At 70.6% G+C, this 18,436-nt stretch carries 23 protein-coding genes; 8 read left to right on the top strand and 15 right to left on the bottom strand.

The window, feature by feature from the left end:
• Positions 1-360: 360 nt before the first annotated feature.
• Positions 361-2,097, bottom strand: coding sequence for a DNA polymerase/3'-5' exonuclease PolX (polX, locus tag G401_RS0112295; protein ID WP_027342747.1), 1,737 nt, complete (start codon positions 2,095-2,097; stop codon positions 361-363).
• A gap of 4 nt (positions 2,098-2,101) precedes the next feature.
• Positions 2,102-2,449, bottom strand: coding sequence for an MmcQ/YjbR family DNA-binding protein (locus G401_RS0112290; protein WP_027342746.1), 348 nt, complete (start codon positions 2,447-2,449; stop codon positions 2,102-2,104).
• 51 nt (positions 2,450-2,500) lie between these two features.
• Here G401_RS0112290 and G401_RS0112285 point away from each other — a divergent pair, with 51 nt between their 5' ends.
• Both G401_RS0112285 and G401_RS45175 read left to right on the top strand, forming a co-directional pair.
• Entirely contained in the window at positions 2,501-3,094 is a 594-nt protein-coding gene (locus tag G401_RS0112285; RefSeq protein WP_027342745.1) for an alpha/beta hydrolase family protein, read from the top strand.
• A gap of 13 nt (positions 3,095-3,107) precedes the next feature.
• A complete protein-coding gene (locus G401_RS45175; protein WP_051366537.1) occupies positions 3,108-4,010 on the top strand; it encodes a C40 family peptidase in 903 nt (300 codons plus the stop codon).
• A gap of 18 nt (positions 4,011-4,028) precedes the next feature.
• On the opposite strand, the gene G401_RS0112275 is transcribed toward G401_RS45175, so the two are convergent.
• Positions 4,029-4,226, bottom strand: a complete 198-nt coding sequence (locus G401_RS0112275) for a PspC domain-containing protein (RefSeq protein ID WP_027342744.1) — start codon at positions 4,224-4,226, stop codon at positions 4,029-4,031.
• A gap of 104 nt (positions 4,227-4,330) precedes the next feature.
• Complete coding sequence (locus tag G401_RS0112270; RefSeq protein WP_027342743.1) at positions 4,331-4,705, bottom strand: DUF4267 domain-containing protein; 375 nt, start codon at positions 4,703-4,705, stop codon at positions 4,331-4,333.
• 103 nt (positions 4,706-4,808) lie between these two features.
• Between G401_RS0112270 and G401_RS0112265 the strand changes: the two genes are divergently transcribed.
• Both G401_RS0112265 and G401_RS45170 read left to right on the top strand, forming a co-directional pair.
• Positions 4,809-5,249, top strand: a complete 441-nt coding sequence (locus G401_RS0112265; protein WP_027342742.1) for a MarR family winged helix-turn-helix transcriptional regulator — start codon at positions 4,809-4,811, stop codon at positions 5,247-5,249.
• 41 nt (positions 5,250-5,290) lie between these two features.
• A complete protein-coding gene (locus G401_RS45170) occupies positions 5,291-5,896 on the top strand; it encodes a flavodoxin family protein (RefSeq protein ID WP_084557099.1) in 606 nt (201 codons plus the stop codon).
• On the opposite strand, the gene G401_RS0112255 is transcribed toward G401_RS45170, so the two are convergent.
• From G401_RS0112255 to G401_RS0112230, 6 genes are read right to left on the bottom strand one after another with little or no spacing between them, the layout of a single operon-like run.
• The gene (locus G401_RS0112255; protein WP_027342741.1) at positions 5,886-7,082 is read right to left on the bottom strand and encodes an acyl-CoA dehydrogenase family protein; all 1,197 of its coding nucleotides are present in this window, start codon (positions 7,080-7,082) and stop codon (positions 5,886-5,888) included. The genes G401_RS45170 and G401_RS0112255 overlap by 11 nt on opposite strands.
• On the bottom strand, positions 7,082-8,098 hold the full coding sequence (locus tag G401_RS0112250) for a phosphotransferase family protein (RefSeq protein WP_027342740.1): 1,017 nt from the start codon (positions 8,096-8,098) through the stop codon (positions 7,082-7,084). Before G401_RS0112250 ends, G401_RS0112255 begins: the two co-directional genes overlap by 1 nt.
• Complete coding sequence (locus tag G401_RS0112245; protein WP_027342739.1) at positions 8,095-9,105, bottom strand: NADPH:quinone oxidoreductase family protein; 1,011 nt, start codon at positions 9,103-9,105, stop codon at positions 8,095-8,097. Before G401_RS0112245 ends, G401_RS0112250 begins: the two co-directional genes overlap by 4 nt.
• Before the next feature lie 9 nt (positions 9,106-9,114).
• Positions 9,115-9,567 (bottom strand): MaoC family dehydratase, encoded by a 453-nt coding sequence (locus G401_RS0112240; RefSeq protein ID WP_211240725.1) that lies wholly within the window; start codon positions 9,565-9,567, stop codon positions 9,115-9,117.
• On the bottom strand, positions 9,568-10,182 hold the full coding sequence (locus tag G401_RS0112235) for a TetR/AcrR family transcriptional regulator (RefSeq protein ID WP_027342737.1): 615 nt from the start codon (positions 10,180-10,182) through the stop codon (positions 9,568-9,570). It abuts the gene before it with no gap.
• Positions 10,169-11,962, bottom strand: a complete 1,794-nt coding sequence (locus tag G401_RS0112230) for an acyl-CoA dehydrogenase (RefSeq protein ID WP_027342736.1) — start codon at positions 11,960-11,962, stop codon at positions 10,169-10,171. The genes G401_RS0112235 and G401_RS0112230 overlap by 14 nt, the downstream gene beginning before the upstream one ends.
• Positions 11,963-12,094: 132 nt before the next feature.
• On the opposite strand from G401_RS0112230, the gene G401_RS0112225 reads away from it, so the two are divergent.
• Entirely contained in the window at positions 12,095-12,871 is a 777-nt protein-coding gene (locus tag G401_RS0112225; protein WP_027342735.1) for an SDR family oxidoreductase, read from the top strand.
• On the opposite strand, the gene G401_RS45165 is transcribed toward G401_RS0112225, so the two are convergent.
• A complete protein-coding gene (locus tag G401_RS45165) occupies positions 12,868-13,335 on the bottom strand; it encodes a hypothetical protein (RefSeq protein WP_051366535.1) in 468 nt (155 codons plus the stop codon). The two genes, G401_RS0112225 and G401_RS45165, sit on opposite strands and share 4 nt — an antisense overlap.
• A complete protein-coding gene (locus tag G401_RS52625; RefSeq protein ID WP_157545620.1) occupies positions 13,332-13,766 on the bottom strand; it encodes a hypothetical protein in 435 nt (144 codons plus the stop codon). The genes G401_RS45165 and G401_RS52625 overlap by 4 nt, the downstream gene beginning before the upstream one ends.
• Positions 13,767-13,984: 218 nt before the next feature.
• Between G401_RS52625 and shbA the strand changes: the two genes are divergently transcribed.
• The gene (shbA, locus tag G401_RS45155) at positions 13,985-14,539 is read left to right on the top strand and encodes an RNA polymerase sigma factor ShbA (RefSeq protein WP_245601692.1); all 555 of its coding nucleotides are present in this window, start codon (positions 13,985-13,987) and stop codon (positions 14,537-14,539) included.
• Between the two features lie 19 nt (positions 14,540-14,558).
• Positions 14,559-15,098: a hypothetical protein gene (locus G401_RS0112205; protein ID WP_027342734.1), complete on the top strand. Its 540-nt coding sequence runs from the start codon at positions 14,559-14,561 to the stop codon at positions 15,096-15,098.
• A gap of 138 nt (positions 15,099-15,236) precedes the next feature.
• On the opposite strand, the gene crcB is transcribed toward G401_RS0112205, so the two are convergent.
• Genes crcB through G401_RS45145 form a run of 3 tightly spaced genes read right to left on the bottom strand, consistent with a single transcriptional unit; the run spans position 15,237 to position 16,695 of the window.
• Complete coding sequence (gene crcB / locus G401_RS0112200; protein ID WP_027342733.1) at positions 15,237-15,578, bottom strand: fluoride efflux transporter CrcB; 342 nt, start codon at positions 15,576-15,578, stop codon at positions 15,237-15,239.
• A complete protein-coding gene (locus tag G401_RS45150; protein ID WP_211240722.1) occupies positions 15,575-15,961 on the bottom strand; it encodes a fluoride efflux transporter FluC in 387 nt (128 codons plus the stop codon). The genes crcB and G401_RS45150 overlap by 4 nt, the downstream gene beginning before the upstream one ends.
• Complete coding sequence (locus tag G401_RS45145) at positions 15,958-16,695, bottom strand: TetR/AcrR family transcriptional regulator (protein WP_051366533.1); 738 nt, start codon at positions 16,693-16,695, stop codon at positions 15,958-15,960. The genes G401_RS45150 and G401_RS45145 overlap by 4 nt, the downstream gene beginning before the upstream one ends.
• A gap of 104 nt (positions 16,696-16,799) precedes the next feature.
• On the opposite strand from G401_RS45145, the gene G401_RS0112185 reads away from it, so the two are divergent.
• On the top strand, positions 16,800-18,263 hold the full coding sequence (locus tag G401_RS0112185; RefSeq protein WP_051366532.1) for a DHA2 family efflux MFS transporter permease subunit: 1,464 nt from the start codon (positions 16,800-16,802) through the stop codon (positions 18,261-18,263).
• Positions 18,264-18,436: the final 173 nt, after the last annotated feature.

Below are 18,436 nucleotides of genomic sequence, written 5' to 3'. Positions count from 1 at the left end.
ACAGTCGCCTCGATCATGGGGTTGGCCAGCGTCCGCAAGTGTGGATCTTGACGGATGCCCGGAAAGTGGCGTCACCCGGGCCAGAATGATGTTTCTTTCCGGACACCCGTCAAGATCCAGCCCCACCGCAGCCCGCATCACTCGGACAAATGCGGAAAGACGCCGGCCATCGGCGACATGACCTTGACGGGTGTGGCGAAACTGTCCCTAACGGCGGCCGGGAAGCGTCAGTTTCGCCACATCCGTCAAGATCGCACTCCTTGCCGGACAGTCGGGACAAAGCCAGGCCGGGCCGTCGGCGGCCAAGGGCCGTCTACGCACCCCGGAAGCGTAAACGATCATGCAGCCGGCGGGCGAAGCCTACGGGCGCTTGGCGGCGATGAAGGCGCGGAGCCGGTCGAGCGGCCAGGTGTTGATCACCTCGTCGGCCGTCACCCACCCTCGCTGCGCGGTCCCGACCCCGTACCGGATGTTCTCCATGTTGCGCACCGAGTGGCAGTCGGTGTCGATCGCGAACCTCACCCCGTGCCGCCTGGCGCGCAGCACCATGTCGTCGGAGAGGTCGAGCCGGTCCGGGAAGCAGTTGATCTCCATCGCCGTACCCGTCGCGGCGGCGGCCTCGAAGACCGCGTCCCAGTCCGCGTCGATGGGCTCCCGCTTGCCGATCGAGCGGGCCCGCGGATGCCCGATCACGTTCACGTACGCGTTCTCGCACGCCCGCACCAGCCGCCGGGTCTGCTCGTCGGCCGGCAGCCCGAAGTGGGAGTGCACGGAGGCGACGAGCACGTCGAAGCCGGCCAGGAAGTCGCCGTCCCAGTCGACCGCGCCGTCCGGGTCGATGTTCAGCTCGGAGCCGTGCAGCAGCACCATGTCGCCGACGACGTCGGTCTCGGCGGCCAGCGCCCGGACCTCCTCGCGCTGGGCGAGCATCTTCTCGGTGGTCATCCGCTGCATCGTCAGGTTCGGGGCATGGTCGGTGATCGCGAAGTACGCGAGTCCGCGCTTGCGCGCCGCCGCCACCATCGTGCGCAGCGGGGCCACGCCGTCGGTGAGGTCGGTGTGGCTGTGCAGGTCGCCCCGGAGATCACTGATCCGCACGAGTTCCGGCAGTTCGCCTTTGAGGGCCGCCTTGACCTCGCCGCGGTCCTCGCGCAGCGGGGGCGGGATCCACGGCAGCCCGAGGCGCTCGTAGACCTCCTCCTCGGTCGCGGCCACGATGAGTTCCCCGGAGGCGGCGTCGAACAGCCCGTACTCCGAGAGCTTCAACCCCTTGTGGACGGCGATCTCGCGTACGCGGATGTTGTGCTCGCGCGATCCCGTGAAGTACTGCAGGGCCGCGCCCCACACCTCGGGCTGGACGACGCGGAGGTCGACCTGCAGGCCCTGCCGCGTACGCAGGGAGGTCTTGGTCGGGCCGCTGCCGATGATCTCGAAGGCATAGGGCGCCGACCGGAACGCCTCCATCAGCGGCTCGGAATCCGTGGCGGCGGCCAGGATGTCGACGTCGCCGATGGTGTCGCGGGACCGGCGCAGGGAGCCGGCGAAGGTGCACGCGACACAGCCGGGTACGCCGGACAGGTGGGCCACGATCTCCTCGGCGACTCGCGTGGCGGTGTCGATGAGGACACGCCCCTCGTTGCGCCGCAGCAGCTCGATGCCGTGCAGGATGTTCTCGGCCGTCTTCGCGCCGAACCCCGGCAACCCGTCCAGGCGGCCGGCGGCGATGGCCGCGGAGAGCTCGTCGATCGAGGAGACGCCCAGTTCCCGGCTGAGCGTGACCGCCTTCTTGGGCCCCAGCCCCGGAATCTCGATGAGCGTACGCGCGCCGGGTGGGATCTGCTCGCGCAACTTCTCCAACGCGGCGATCTTCCCGGTGGTCAGATACTCGATGATCTTCGCGCCGATGGACTTGCCGACCTGCGGGATCTTGCCGATCGCGGCGGCGTCCATCGTGGACACGTCGTCGTGGAAGCCGGCGACCGACCGGGCCGCCTTCTCGTATGAACGGATCTTGAAGGCGTCGCCCCCGCCGGTGATCACCAGCAGGTCGGCGTACTCCTCGAGCAGCGCGGCGACCGCATCGTTGCGACGGGCCATGGGGTCAGCCTAGTGAAGCCAGGTACGCGGCGACGACCTTCTTCGGTACGCACATCCGCCAGGCGTCGACCACCAGCTCGTGCATCTCGTCCTCGTCGAGCGCGGCCATCCGGGCGACGACCCACTGGTAGCGCATGTCCGACGGGCGCGGGAGCTGGAACGTGTCCGGGCGGGACTCGACGAGGGACGCCCGTTCCTCGCGGGGGAAGCCGAACCCCATGAGCGTTTCGTCCGGGCTCACCGAGAGGTAGACGATGCTTCCGATGCGGAACTTCACGTAGTCCCGGATCAGGTGCTCGCTCGTCCGCGGCAGCGCGCTCGCCACCGCGCGGATCTGCGCCAAAGTGACCACACGCCCACGGTAAACCGCCGGTACGACAGTCCGCGCCGGGAGAATGAGGGGATGAAGATCGACACCCCGCGCGGCGAGGCCCGCGTGGAGATCTCCCGGCCGGCGGGCACCCCGGCCTCGCTGCTCGTGCTCGGGCACGGCGCGGGTGGCGACGTCCAGGCCGCGGACCTGCAGGCGGTACGCGCCGCCGCCCTCGCCGCGAACGTCACCGTGGCCCTCGTGACCCAGCCGTACCGGGTGGCCGGCCGGAAGGCGCCGGCTCCCGCGGGGCACCTCGACGAGGCGTGGCTGGCCGTGCTGGCCGCGCTCGACGAGGGCGACCTGCCGGTCGTCACGGGCGGGCGGTCCAGCGGGGCGCGGGTCGCCTGCCGGACCGCGAAGGCCGTCGGGGCGGCGGGGGTGGTCGCGCTGGCGTTTCCGTCGCATCCGCCCGGCAAGCCCGAGAAGTCCCGGGAAGACGAGCTGGTCACGGGCTGTCCGACCCTCGTGGTCAACGGCGATCGTGATCCGTTCGGCGTACCCGGGAAACGCCGGGGGGTTGACCTGGTCGTCCTGTCGGGCGAGGGCCATGACCTGCGCAAGGACGCTACCGCCGTCGGTTCGGCCGTGCTTGTATGGCTGCGCAGGCATGGCTGGGCGATGTGAGGCGGGTGGACCGGTGGCCGCGGAGAACATGCAGGTGGCGGTCGCCGCAGCGGGGCTGTGGACCGCGCCCGACGCTGTACGCGAGCTCGACGGGCCCGCGCTGGAGACCCCGGTACGCCTGCGGGACTGGACGTACGCGCAGGGTCCGGAGGAGCGCAAGCAGCTGTGGGGCCGGCTCGACAGCCAGGTCCTGCTCGGCGACACCGTGCTCGTGGACGACGTGAAGGACGGCTGGGCGCAGGTGGTGGTGCCGTCGCAGCCGTCCCGCAAAGACCCGCGCGGGTATCCGGGCTGGCTGCCGGTCACCCAGCTGGCGGCCCCGGCCGGGACCGCGGACCGGCAGGTCGTCGTGACGATGCCGCTGACCAGCATCCTCGACCGGCCGGACGGCGGGATCGTGCACGCCGACGTCAGCTTCGCCACGATCCTGCCGCTGCTGGAGACCGACGGCTCCTGGTCACGGGTCGGGCTGCCGGGCGGGGGCGACGGCTGGCTGCCCGGCCGGCACGTCGGCGCGTACGCGGCCGGTGAGGCTCCCGCGCCGGCGACGCTGATCGCCACCGGCCGCAAGTTCCTCGGGCTCATGTACCTCGCCGCCGGGCTGACCGGCAGGGGCCTGGACTGCTCGGGACTGACCTGGGTCGCGTACCGGCGGTTCGGGATCACCCTGCCGCGCGACGCGACCGACCAGGCCACCGTGGGCGAGCCGGTGGACCTGGCCGACCTGGCCCCCGGCGACCTGATGTTCTTCCGGAAGCCGGACACCGGATTCGTCTACCACGTCGGCATCTGCGTCGGCGTCGAGAACGGCTGGCCGGCGATGCTGCACGCCTCGCAGACCGACTGGAACACGATCGACGGCCCGATCACCGAGGTACGCCGGGAGCACCTGTTCGCCGCCCGCCGCCTGCGATGAGCGCGGGCGGCGGCCGGGTCAGCTCTCGCTGGGCATGATGATCCAGAGCGCCAGGTAGACGAGGAACTGCGGCCCGGGCAGCAGGCACGACAGCAGGAAGAGGACGCGGACCACGTTCGGCGAGAGGCCGAACCGGCGGCCGAGTCCGGAGCAGACGCCCGCGATCCAGCGGTCGCGCGGACGGTAGAGGCGGCGGGGAACGCTCGACGTTGTCATGATCTCCACGGTAGAAGCCGCCGTCGAGCGTTCCCTCGGCCTGCGGAGCGATATCCGCGAGCACGTTCCCCTACGGGCGGCCCGGAGAGGTGGCCGGGCGGCCGTCACACGACGGCGGCTGCCGGACGGCGCGCCGGGCGGACGGCCCAGGCCGCGTACAGGTACAGCACGGTCATGAGGCCACCCCCGAGGATCATTCCGGGAACCCCGTAGGCGGCGCCGATGAGCACGTCGCCGGCCTGCACGACGCCGGCGAGCAGAAGCATCGGCCCCAGCGCCGCGGACGGGCGGCCGAACAGCAGGGCCAGCAGGATCGCGCCGAGCGGCAGGGCGCGGACGGCGTACGCCCAGACGAACGGGCGCACGGCCGCTTCCGAGACCCCCGCGACCATGAACGACGGGCGGATCACACCGATCACGGCGGCGAGCATGGTCAGGACGGTTCCCACCGCGAGGAGAACGACGACGGTACGGCGCATGGCAGCCTCCAGCTTGAGTCACGCAGGTGAAGTCGTGCCTTGAATCATTCTGTAGGAGAATCGTTCAAGACTTGAATGATTCTGTGACGGTAGCATCAAACGCGTGACTCAGGAAAGCCCTCTCGGGACGGCCACCTTCCAGCTCGGCATTCTCGGCGGAATGATCTTCGAGGCGTACGGCGCGCGGCTGGAGACGATCGGCCTCAAGGTGAAGCACGTCGCGGTCCTCACCGCCCTGGCCGAATTCGGCCCGACGGCGCAGCAGGACCTCGCCCGGACCGTACGCGTCGCGCCGAGCCTGGTCGTGCTCTACGCGGACCAGCTGGAACACCTCGACGCCGTCCAGCGCGTACGCGACGCCGGCGACCGGCGACGGCAACTGCTCTCGCTGACGCCGGCCGGAAAGCACCTGCTGGCGAAGGCCGCCACGCTGGCCCGGGAGGTCGACGCGGAATTCCTGGGAGCCCTGCGTCCGGAGGAGGTCCAGGGGTTGGATGCGGCGTTGCGCACACTCTCGGCGAAGCACTTGACGGTTCCGCGTTGACCGAGAAATGCTTGCACCTGCATCCAATGAAGGGGGCACCCGTGGTACGCAGATTCCTTTTCCTGCTCGGCAGCACCCGGCTCGACGGCAACACCGAGGCGATGGCGAGGCAGGCGGCGGCGTACCTGAGCCCCGAGGTGGAGCAGAGCTGGCTGCGGTTGAGCGATCTTCCCCTGCCGGCCTTCGAGGACGTGCGGCACACCGGTGACGGCACCTATCCCGAGCCGGTCGGCAACCCGAAGACCCTCCTCGACGAGACCCTCGCGGCCACCGACATCGTGATCGCGTCGCCCCTCTACTGGTACTCGCTGTCCACCAGCGTCAAGAACTACCTCGACCACTGGACGGGGTGGCTGCGCGTACCGGGGGCGGACTTCAAGGCGCGGATGGGCGGCAAGACGCTGTGGGGCGTCACCGCGCTCAGCGACGCCGACTCCGCCAAGGCCGACCCGCTCGTCGGCACGCTGCGCTACACCGCCGAGTACATGGGCGCCCGGTTCGGCGGCGTGCTGCTCGGGCACTACAACTTCCCCGGACAGGCGCGTACCGAGCCGGAACTGCCGGCCGCCAAGGATTTCTTCAGCGACCGGCCCTCGATCGTCACGACCCGGCTGGCGTCGCCGACCCGGATCAGGATCAGCGCGTGAACCTGCGGAGCTCCCGCTTGGCCAGCGACGCCTTGTGCACCTCGTCGGGCCCGTCGGCCAGGCGGAGCGTACGCGCGGCCGCCCACATGTGAGCCAGCGGGAAGTCCTCGCTGACCCCGCCCCCGCCGTGGACCTGGATCGCCTTGTCCAGCACCCATTCCGTCATCGACGGCACCGCGATCTTGATCGCCTGGATCTCGGTGTGCGCGCCCTTGTTGCCGACGGTGTCCATCAGCCAGGCCGTCTTGAGCACGAGCAGCCGGGCCTGCTCGATGCGTACGCGCGCCTCGGCGATCCAGTCCCCGACGACGCCCTGGGCCGCCAGCGGCTTGCCGAACGCGACCCGGTCGACGGCCCGCGCGCACATGAGGTCGAGCGCCCGTTCGGCCATGCCGATCAGCCGCATGCAGTGGTGGATCCGCCCGGGACCGAGGCGCGCCTGCGCGATGGCGAACCCCTCGCCCTCCCCGGCGATCAGGTTCGACGCCGGTACGCGTACATCCGTGAAGGTGATCTCGGCGTGACCGCCGTGCCAGCCGTCGGTGAACCCGAAGACCGGCAGGTGGCGGCGGACCTCGACGCCGGGAGTGGCCTTGGGCACGAGGATCTGGCTCTGCTGGCGGTGGCGCTCGGCGGCCTGGTCCGTCTTGCCCATCACGATGAGGATCTCGCAGCGGGGGCTCATCGCTCCGGACGACCACCACTTGCGGCCGTTGATGACGTACTCGTCGCCGTCGCGCCGGATCTCGGTGGTGATGTTGGTGGCGTCGGAGGACGCGACCTCGGGCTCGGTCATGCAGAACGCGGAGCGGATGCTGCCGTCGAGCAGCGGGCGCAGCCAGCGCTCCTGCTGCTCGGGCGTGCCGAACATGGCCAGGACCTCCATGTTGCCGGTGTCCGGCGCGGCGCAGTTGAGGGCCTCGGGCGCGAGGTTGGGGCTGCGACCGGTGATCTCCGCGAGCGGCGCGTACTGCAGGTTCGTCAGGCCCGCGCCGAAATGGTCACCGGGCAGGAACAGGTTCCACAGCCCGCGCCTTTTCGCCTCGGCCTTGAGCTCCTCCATGACCGCCGGGGGCGACCAGGGGTCGTCCGAGACCGCTTTCTCCGCCGGGTAGACATGACTGTCCATGAAGGACAGCAGTTCTTCCTGCAGAGCGACCGTCTTGTCGTCGTACGCGAAGTCCATCACGCCTCCCGCAACGCCTTGTGACCGAGATCGACCAGGTAGGGCACCATCGCGCCGATGTTCTCGAAACCCGTACCGACCGTCTGGCCGTGCACGTAGCGGTAGTGGATTCCTTCGAGAATGACAGCGATCTTGAAGTACGCGAACCCCAGGTACCACCCGAGGTTGCCGAGGTCCACACCGCGCTGCCGGGCGTAGTGGTCCGCGAGGTCCTCGGCCGACGGGAAGAGCCCGGCCGGGGGCGCCTGCCCGAACAGTCCCTTGCCGCCGGGCTCCAGCCACAGCCCCCAGTACGCGAGCGACAGCGCCAGGTCGGCCAGGGGATCGCCCAGCGTGGCCATCTCCCAGTCGAGCACGGCGAGGATCTCGTCGGCCGGGCTGACCACGGCGTTGTCCAGCCGGAAGTCGCCGTGCACGATCGCGACGCCGGACATCGCCGGCACCGCGGCGGCCAGGTGTTCGTGGAGTTCCACGAAACCGGGCACGTCGCGCGAGTGCGACGCGTCGAGCTGCTTGCGCCAGCGGCGTACCTGGCGGTCGAGGTAGCCCTCGGGGCGGCCGAAGTCGCCCAGGCCGACCGCGTCGTAATCCACACCGTGCAGCTCGGCGAGCACGTCGAAAAGCCGGTGGCACAACGGCTGCAGCCGGTCGGCGCCGAGCGGGGCGGCGTCCGCGGCGGTCCGGTAGACGATGCCGTCCACGTAGGACATCACGTAGAACGGGGCGCCGAGGAAGCTCTCGTCCTCGCACAGCGCCCACGCCCGCGGCACCGGTACGCCGGTCGGCCCGAGCGCGCTGATCACCCGGAACTCGCGGGTCATGTCGTGCGCGGTGCTCAGCACGTGCCCGAGCGGCGGACGGCGGACCACCCAGGTCGAGGTGCCGTCGGTCACGGTGTAGGTCAGATTCGACCGTCCACCTTGGATGAACGTGGCGGACAGCGGCCCGGCGACCGGGACCACCTCGCCCAGGAAGCGGCCGAGCCCGTCGAGGTCCAGCCCGCGCGGCGCGGTCACGGGAGCACCACCACCCGGCCGACGGTCTCCCCTGCCGCGAGCTCCGTCAGGCCGGACACCGCGTCGTCCAGGCCGATCCGGCCGCCGATCAGCGGCGCGATCACGCCTGCGGCGGCCAGCTCGGCCAGGCGTACGTGGGCGTCGGCGACGACCGCCGGGTCCAGCTGCCGGTACAGTCCCCAGTGGACGCCGACAATGGAGTAGTTCTTCACCAGCGCGTGGTTGAGCGGCGGGGCCGGCACCGTGCCGCCCGCGAACCCCACCACGAGGATCCGGCCCTCGAACGCCACACATTTGGCCGAGCCCGCGTACGCGTCGCCGCCGACGGGGTCGAAGACCACATCCGCCCCGCGCCCGCCGGTCGCCTCCTTCACGGCCGCGACGAAATCCTGCTCGCGCCGGTCGATCACCACGTCCGCGCCCAGCTCCGCGGCCACCTGCGCCTTGCGCGCGCCGCCGACCACGGCGATCACCCGGGCCCCGGCCGCCTTGCCGAGCTGCACCGCCGCGCTGCCCACTCCCCCGGCCGCCGCGTGCACCAGCAGCGTCTCGCCCGCCTGCAGGTGCGCCCGCCGATGCAAAGCCACGAACCCTGTCTGGTACGCGATGAGCAGCGCACTCGCCTCGGCGTCGGCCAGCTTCTCCGGGGCGGGGAACGCGTCGGCCGCGGTCACGATCGCGTACTCGGCGAGGGCGCCGTGCGGCAGTTTCGGCGTACCGATGATGCGGTCGCCTTCGGCAAAGCCCTCGGCTGACTGCACTTCTGGCGGCTCGCGCAAGCGCTCCCCGGCGCCGACCACCTCACCGCAGAGCTCGACGCCCGGGGTGAACGGGAGCGGCGGGCGGACCTGGTAGTGGCCCCGGCACATCAGCACGTCCGGGAAGTTGAGCGCGGCCGAGCGGACGCGGACGAGCACCTCCCCCGGACCCGGTTCGGGGACCGGGAGCTCGGCGGCTTCCATCGCGTCGGCGGGCTCGCCGAGGCGTACGACCTGCCAGGCCTTCATCAGTACTCCCTACAGGTAGATCCGGGCGACGGCCTCGGCGACGCAGACCGGTTTGGCGTGGCCCTCGCGCTCGACCGTGGCTCGGTAGGTGATCTGGAGCCCGCCGTCGACGTCCTCGACGGACACGATGGTCAGCTCGGCGCGTACGCGCGATCCGACCGGCACGGGTGCGGGGAACCGGACCTTGTTGAGCCCGTAGTTGACCGCCATGCGTACGCCGGGAACCCGCAGCCGGTCGCCGACCAGCGCGGGCAGGAGTGACAGCGTGAGGTACCCGTGCGCGACGGTGGAGTGGAACGGGCCCGCGGCGGCCTTCTCCGGGTCGACGTGGATCCACTGGTGGTCGTCGGTGGCGTCGGCGAACAGGTTGATCCGGTCCTGCTCGATCGTCAGCCAGTCGGTCAGGCCGATCGAGGTGCCGGCGGCCGCGCGCAGCTCGTCGACGGAGGCGAAGCTCATCAGTCAGTCCTCCCGGAGGGTGTGCTGAGGGGCGAGTCCGGCCAGCACCAGGTCGGCCAGCTCGCGGGCGATCTGCCCGGCGCTCTTGGGACCGTCCGGCCGGAACCAGGTGTGCAGCGAGTTCGTGACGCCGAAGATCGCCCAGGAGGCGACCTCCGCCGAGGTGGCCGTGGCGAAGACCCCGTCGGCCTGCCCCTGCCGGATCACCTCGCGTACGCCTTCCTGGTAGCGCCGCCAGTCCTGTTGCAGGGACTGCGTCCGGTGCTGGTCCAGGTGGGACAGTTCGCGGGAGATCACCGCCGACTCCCCGGTCATCGCCACGGTCCCGACCACGATGTCGTCGATGATCAGACGCAGCGTCGTCGCGGGGTCCCGGCCGGCCGCGACGATCCGGTCGAGGGCGGCCAGCCGGTTGGCGAAGACCGACCGGTAGACCTCGATGATCAGGTCTTCCTTGGCCGCGAAGTAGTGGTAGAGCGCACCCTTCGTCACCCCGGCCCGGTCCACGACCTGCTGCACCGAGGTGGCGTCGTAGCCCTGCTCGGCGAACAGCTCGACGGCCGAGGCGACGATGCGCTCGCGGACGCCGGCCTCGAGGACGGCTCTAGAACGCGCCATCCGGGATCTCCATCAGGGCGTTGTCCGTCTCCTCCAGCACGTCCCGGCGGGCGGAGATCTCCGGCAGCACGGTACGCGCGAAGAAGCGGGCCACGGCCGTCTTGCCGACGTAGAACTCGTCGGTGCTCCCGGCGGTGATCTTCTCCTGGGCGAGGACTCCCTGGCGCAGCAGCAGGTACCCGATGAGCAGGTCGCCGGCGCTCATGAGCAGCCGGGTCGTGTTCTGGCCGACCTTGTAGACGTCGGCCGGCTTCTCCTTCGAGGCGGTCAGCCAGATGAGCATCGTGGCGATCATCGCGCGTACGTCCTTGAGGGCCCGGGCCAGCGCCTTCGCCTCGTCGTTGAACCGCCCCTGGCACTCGGGCAGGTCCAGGAACGCCTCGATCTCGTCGAACAGGACGTTGACGGCGACCTGCCGGTCCCGGGCGATCTTCCGGAAGAAGAAGTCCATGCCCTGGATCGCGGTCGTGCCCTCGTACAGGGTGTCGATCTTCGTATCCCGCAGGTACTGCTCGAACGGGTAGTCCTGCAGGAATCCCGAGCCGCCCAGGGTCTGCAGGGACAGGCCGAGCATCTCGTAGGAGCGCTCCGAGCCGACGCCCTTGACGATCGGCAGCAGCAGGTCGTTCACGTTCGTCGCTTGTGGATGGTCGCGGTCGAGCCAGTCGGCCGTGTACAGGTAGGTGGCCCGCAGACCCTCCGCGTACGCCTTCTGCAGCATCAGCATCCGCCGGACGTCCGGGTGCCGGTCGATCGTGACCCGCGGCGCCGACTTGTCCAGCTGCTGCGTCAGATCCGGGCCCTGTACGCGGGTCCGCGCGTACTCGAGGGCGTTGAGGTAGCCGGTCGACAGCGTCGCGATCGCCTTGACGCCGACCTGCATCCGGGCCGACTCGATGACCTTGAACATCTGGGCGATGCCGTCGTGCACCTCGCCGAGGAGGTGGCCGACGGCCGGGACCGTCTCGCCGAAGTGCAGCTCGCAGGTGGTCGAGACCTTGATGCCCATCTTCTTCTCGATGTTGACCGCGAAGACGCCGTTGCGGTCGCGCAGCTCGCCGGTCTCCGGGTCGTAGTGGTACTTCGGCACCACGAACAGCGACAGGCCCTTCGTACCCGGCCCGGCGCCTTCCGGGCGGGCGAGGACGAAGTGCACGATGTTCTCGGCGAGGTCGTGCTCGCCCGATGTGATGAAGCGCTTGACGCCCTCGATGTGCCACGTCCCGTCCGGCTGCGGGATCGCCTTCGTCCGCCCGGCGCCGACGTCCGAGCCCGCGTCCGGCTCGGTCAGCACCATCGAGCCGCCCCAGCCCTTGTCGATCATGAACTCGCCGAGGCGCTGCTGTTCGGGCGTACCGAGGCGGAAGAGCAGGCCGCCGAAGCCGGGACCGCTGCCGTACATGTAGACCGGCGCGTGGGCGCCCTGCACCAACTCCACCAGGGCCCACCAGAGCGCCCGGGGCGCGGGTGTGCCGCCGGCCTCGGCGGGCAGTTCCAGCCGCCAGAATTCCGCGTCCATGTACGCCTGGTACGACTTGCGGAACGCCTCCGGCATGGTGACGGCGTGCGTCTTCGGGTCGAACGCGGGCGGATTGCGGTCGACTTCGGCGAACGAGTCGGCGATCGGCCCGGTGGCGAGGCGGTTCACCTCGTCCAGGGCGTCGTCGGCGGTCGCCCGGTCGACGTCGGCGAACCGGCCGTGCCCGAGCCGGGCGTCGACGCCCAGCAGCTCGAACAGATTGAAGCGCAGGTCGCGTACGTTGCTGCGATAGTGGCCCACGGTCGCATCCCATCGGGTCGCCGGCGGTATTGTCAATACCGACCGGTTGGTATCTCGAAGCTGCTCGCTACACTACCCTCCATCATTACCGGTGAGTAGCCGGCGGTTTCGACGAGTTGACGGAGGTCAGGCGTGCAGACAGGGCTGACGGGGAAGACCGCGCTGGTCACCGGCGCATCCCGGGGCATCGGGCGGGCGGCCGCCTTCGCGCTCGCCGCCGAGGGCGCCAACGTGGTGCTGACCTCCCGGCGGCAGGAGTCGCTGGACGCCGTCGCCGCCGAGATCCGGGCGGCGTACCCGGTCGGCGTGCTGGCCAAGGCCGCGCACGTGGGCGAGCCCGAGCAGGCCGCCGCCGCCGTCGAGGCGACCGTGGCGGAGTTCGGCGGCGTGGACATCCTGGTCAACAACGCCGGCACCAACCCGTACTTCGGCCCGATGGTCGACCTGGACGTGCCCCGGGCCGAGAAGACCGTGCAGGTCAACCAGCTCTCGATCGTCCTGTGGACGCAGACCGCCTGGTACGCCGGCAAGATGTCCGAGCGGGGCGGCTCGATCGTGAACATCGCGTCGGTCGGCGGGCTGGTGACCGAGCTCGGAATCGGCTACTACAACGCGACCAAGGCGGCCGTCGTGCACCTGACCCGCCAGTTCGCCGCCGAGCTCGCCCCGAAGGTACGCGTGAACGCGATCGCTCCCGGCATCGTGCGTACGCAGCTCGCCCGGGCGTTGTGGGAGAACCACGAGGAGATGCTGAACGGGCACATCCCGCTCGGGCGCATCGGCGAGCCGGAGGACATCGCGCAGGCGATCACCTTCCTGGCCGGCGACACGTCGTCCTGGATGACCGGCCAGACGCTGGTGATCGACGGCGGCGCCGTCATCCGCCCCGCCCTCAGCAGCAACTTCTAGAGCGGAGCCGCGGCGGAGACCTTCCAGCCGTCGGAGACCTTGACCAGGGTCAGCACGATCCGGTTCTGGTCCACCTTCTCCCCGCTGATCGTCGCGTTGCGCCGGTGCTGGTCCACGTAGAGCAGCACCTCCACCTTGTCCGGTTCGGCCGTGACGACCCCCGACGCCGTCACCCGCGCGCTCACGACCGCCCGCTCGGAGATCACCGAATCCTTGAGCGCGGCGGTCGTGCGGGCGTACTCGCTGGCGAAGGTGCCGGTCGCGTACCGGCTGCCGGTCGCGACGGCCGAGTCGAAGGTCCGGTAGTCGTAGGAGAAGATCGCCGTCGCCGCGGTCGGCGCCACCGCCAGCGCCGCCCGCCCGGCCGCCGCCCGTTGACGTTCCCGCACGTCGGCGTAGACCGCACAGCCGCCCGCCACGACGGCGACGACGATGACCCCGACCAGCAGCCACACCCGCTTCACGAGACGTACCTCAGCTTCGCCAGCAGCCACCGGCCGGTGTCCAGCGCCAGGCTCAGCCGCAGCCGGTAGTGGGTGGTCCGGCCGTCCGGCGCCTTCGGAGTCTTGATCAGCGCGTCGACCGCCACCAGCACCTCGGCCGTGCGCGCGTCGCCGGAGACCAGCGCCGCCCGCAGCACGCGACCCGTGGACTGCACGTGCCCGGCCAGCACGGCTGCGCGTACTCCCCCAAGGTTCTGGCGGAAGTCCGGCGTGGCGCCCGCCGCCACCCGGGCGAGGTCCGAGTCCACGGTGGTCGCGCTGATCGTGACCATGGCGAGCGCGAGGTCGCTCGCGGCGGCGACGGCCGCGGACCTCGCCGCCGCGAGCCGGTGATCGGCGTACCACGCGTGGGCCGCGTAGGCCGCGCCCGCGAAGACCAGGACCAAAATCAAGATCAATAACCGGTTCGCCGGTACGCGTCGCGGCGCCGCCGCCACCGGCGGAGTGCGCACAGGGCGCGGACGCGGTCTGGCCTGGCGTGGTGAGGGTGTGGCCACTTCCAGCTTCTCCACCTCTGCGATCCCCTTCGTCGGTTGTCGCACCGGAGTGTCTATCTGCCCGACGGCCGCTCGCGTTACTAGGGTTGTCCGATATGTGGAGTGATTCCGATTTGGTCGCTCGCGCGGTCAGCGGGGAGCCGACGGCCACGGCCGCTCTGCTGGCGGAGGTACGCCCCGGCGTCGTCCGCTACTGCCGCGCGCGGCTCGGGCCGGTCGGCGGGGGCTACACCACGGCCGACGACATCTCCCAGGACGTCTGCGTAGCCGTGCTGCGGGCCCTGCCGCGCTACCGGGACCAGGGCGTGCCCTTCTCCGCTTTCGTCTACGGGATCGCCGCCCGCAAGATCGCCGACGCCCAGCGCAGCGCCGTACGCCGGTTGACCGTGCCGGTCGACGGGGTCCTCGACCCGGCCGATCCGGCCCCCGGCCCCGAACAGGCGGCGATCGCGGCCGACCAGGCCCGGCGGCTGGCCCGGCTGCTCACCGCCCTGCCGGAGACCCAGCGCGAGATCCTCGTGCTCCGCGTCGCGGTGGGACTGAGCGCCGCCGAGGTCGGCCGGACGCTCGACATGTCACCGGTCGCCGTACGCGTCGCGCAGTCCCGGGCGCTGTCCAAACTCCGAACACTCGCCGGCCGCGCCCTGTCCGGGGCGTCGTCGTCATGAAGACCAGCGGGATGCCATCGTGAAGATCCGTAATCAGGGCCGCTTCCCCGAGGGCCGCTCCTTCGAGGGCTCGGCCGACGAGGCGGCCCAGACCCGCGACGACGCGTTCCTCGACGCCGTCACAGCCGGTACCGCCGACCCGGGCGACCCACTGGCCGGGGCACTGATCGCGTGGCGGTCCACACTGGACACACCAGCGCCGGGCGCCCGCCGGACCGTTCCCCGGGGCCGCTCGCTCGCCACGATCATCGCGGCCGCGCTGGGCGGCCTCGTGGTCCTCGGCGGCGGCCTCACCGCGGCGGCCGCCGACGCCGGCCCGACCAGTCCGCTGTGGTCGATCACGCGCGTCGTCTACCCCGAACGGGCGGACTCCCGGTCGGCGGAGCTGGCGGCCCAGCGGCTGCTCGACGAGGCGAAGACGGCGTACGCCGAGCGGCGCCTGTCCGACGCCGCGGACCTGCTCCGGCAGGCGGAGGCGTACCTGCCGCGGGTGACGGACGACGCCGCGCGGGACCGGCTCACCGGCGAGATCACCGACCTCCGCCACGCCCTCTCCTGACCCCACCCTCCTGATCGCCGCGGGCAGCCCGGCCCAAGATCCGGTTTGGATCACGGTTCTCACCCGAATCTTGGGCCATGATTCGGGTGATTTCCCTGATCCAAACGGGATCTCGGAGTGGGGTGGGGTGGGGTGCGGTCAGGCGGCCAGGAAGCCGAGGTACGCGCCGGCGCTGCCGAGGGCGATGCTGACGATCACGTTGAGCAGCGCCTTGCCGTGCTCGCCGCTCTCGGCCAGCCGCACGGTCTCGTAGCCGAACGTCGAATAGGTCGTCAGCGCACCGCAGAATCCCGTGCCGACCAGGGCGTACGCGCCGCTCTTGGTGTCCAGCGCGGTGGCGGCCCAACCGAGGACGAACGAGCCGGCGACGTTGACGATCATCGTGCCGTAGGGGAAGCGGCGAGGGCCCACCGCCCGGTCGACGAGGTACCGGGCCGGCGCTCCGAAGGCGGCACCGAGCGCGACGAGCAGGACGGTCACCGCAGCCTCCGCATCAGGAATCCGCCCAGGTACGCCGCACTCAACGCCAGGATCGCCGTCCCGGCCAGGTACGCCGCCGCCAGCTCCGGTTCGCCGTGGCGTACCAGCCGCTGGATGTCCACCATGTACGTCGAGAACGTCGTGAAGCCGCCCAGCACTCCGGTGCCGAGCAGCGGGCGCAGCACGGCGTGCGTACCGACGAGGGGGACGAGTGCGCCCAGAGCCAGGCAGCCCAGCACGTTGATGGCGAACGTCGTCCACGGGAACGCGTCCGGCCGGGTGGGGATGAGGACGCCGAGACCGTAGCGGGCCAGCGCACCGGCGACGCCGCCGATCGCCACCACGCCGCAGGTACGCGCCAGCATCCGCGTACCGGGGTTCACCTGGCGGCCGTCGCTCGGTCCTGGGCCTTCATCCGGTCGCTGACGGCGACGAGCCCGGCGAGCAGCACATCGATCTTGAAATCGAGCCGCTCGTCGCCCTCGCCCGACACCATCTCGTCGGCGAGCGCGCTCACCGTCGGGTACTCCTGCGCCGGCAGCGACCGCAGGAAGTGCCCGAACTGGACGAAGTACTCCTTGACCTGCTCGCTGGTCTTGCCGCCGGCCTGGAACAGCGCGTGCTCCAGGGCGGTCGAGGGGATGAACGAGCCGAACAGGTCACCGGCCCAGGCGACGGCCTGGTTGTGCAGGCCGCCCGCCTTGAGCACGGCCAGCGTGGCCTCCATCGACCGCAGCGAGTTCGGCCCGCTCGGTACGCCGGCCATGGCCACCTGCGCCACGCCCGGATGCTTGACGAAGGTGTTGATCGCATCCTTGATCATCTGACGGGCCTGCTCCTGCCAGTGCTCCGGATCGGGCACCGGCAGCGGCATCTCGCCGGCCACCCGGTCGATCACCAGCTCCAGCAGTTCGTCCTTGTTGCCGACGTGGGCGTACAGCGAGGCGGGGCCGGTCTCCAGGTCCTGGGCGATCCGCCGCATGCTCACCGCGTCGAGCCCTTCCTTGTCCAGGATGGCCATCGCGGTGTCGACGATCGCCTCCCGGCTGAGCTGGCGGCGTACCGGCCTGGCCCGCGGCGCCTGCTTCCACGGCGGCAGGGGCATGTCCATCGGCATGCGCTCACTGTAGTGCCTGCGAACGGCGTTCGCCCGGCGAACATGATTCGTATCACGAACATCGTTCTTGACTCGAACACCGTTCGCGAGTAGAACTGACGTTCATGGACAACGAACAGCGTTCTTCCGACACGAACAGCGTTCTTACGCTGGAGCGGCCTGCCGCACCGAGCTCCACGCCGCACCGCTGGCGTTGGCTCATCCTCTTCCTGGTCCTCGCCGCCGAGGTCATGGATCTGCTCGACGCCACCATCGTCAACGTGGCCTCGCCCAGCATCCACCGCGCCCTGGGCGGCTCGGACAGCATGATCCAGTGGATCGGCGCCGGCTACACCCTGGCCTTCGCGATCATGCTCATCACCGGCGGCCGGCTCGGCGACATCTTCGGCCGCAAGCGGATGTTCGTCATCGGCGCGCTCGGCTTCGGCCTCGCCTCGGTCGCCTGCGCCACCGCGCAGGACCCGGCGATGCTCATCACGAGCCGCATCCTGCAGGGCGCCCTCGGCGCCATGATGATCCCCCAGGGCTTCGGCATCCTCAAGGCGGTCTTCCCGCCCGAGGAGACCGGCAAGGCCTTCGGCCTCTTCGGCCCGGTCATGGGCCTGTCCGCGGTGGGCGGCCCCATCCTCGCCGGCGCCCTCATCGACGCCGACTGGTGGGGCACCGGCTGGCGCATGATCTTCCTGATCAACGTGCCCCTCATGCTCTTCGCCGTGCTCGGTGCCATCAAGATCATGCCCGAGGTACGCGCACCCGAACGCCCGCGCCTCGACGTGCTGGGCATGATCTTCCTCAGCGTCGCGTCCGGGCTGCTCATCTACCCGCTCATCCAGGGTCGTGAGCTCGGCTGGCCGGTCTGGATCTTCGGCTTGATCGCGGGTTCGCTGGCGTTCTTCGGCGCCTTCGTCGCGTACGAGCGGCGGCGGTCGTCGTCACCGCTCATCGAGGCCGGGCTGTTCGCGAAGAAGGCGTTCACCGGCGGCCTGGCCGTCTTCCTGACCTTCTTCGGCGCCCTCACCGGCTTCATGCTCGTCTTCGGGCTCTTCGTCCAGCTCGGCCTGCACTACGGACCGCTCAAGGCGGGGCTGGCCAGCGTACCCATGGCGCTCGGCATCACGATCGGCGCGATCATCGGCCACCCGCTCACCGAGAAGCTCGGCCGCCGGCTCATCCACCTCGGCCTCGGCATCATGGCGGTCGCGTTCGGCGCCTTCACGCTCACCGTGGCGCACTACGGCGACTCGGTCGGCCTGTGGCAGCTCATCCCGTCGACCTTCGTGGCCGGCATCGGCATGGGCCTCAGCCTCGGGCCCGCCTTCGGCACGATCCTCAACGGCGTGGCGGACAACGAGGTGGGGTCGGCGTCCGGCGTACTGAACGCGGTGCAGCAGTTCGCCGGAGCGCTCGGGATCGCCGTCATCGGCACGGTCTTCTTCCACGAACTGACCGGCGGAGTGTCCTTCGGAACGGCGATGGCGCGTACGTCCGGCATCTCGGTGGGGTTGCTCGTGGTGTGCTTCGGCCTGGTGTTCCTGCTGCCTCGGCAGGCTCGGGCGGAACAGGAGTAGTGGTCTAGTCCCTCGGTGGGCGCTGGGAAGGTTGCTGCCCGTTCGCCCTTCGGGCGAGACGAGGGCACGTCGGCCCTTATGCGACGTCCGGCGGTGCAAGATCCTCAAACGCTTCGCGCTTGCGGATCTTGCACCGCCGGACGTCGCGGCCGAGTGCGGGGTGGAGATCTTTG

The sequence above is a fragment of the Hamadaea tsunoensis DSM 44101 genome, from assembly GCF_000428945.1.
Classification (GTDB): Bacteria; Actinomycetota; Actinomycetes; order Mycobacteriales; family Micromonosporaceae; genus Hamadaea; species Hamadaea tsunoensis.
The sequence above is the reverse complement of the archived record's forward strand: the minus strand, read 5'-3'. Positions and strand labels throughout refer to the sequence as shown.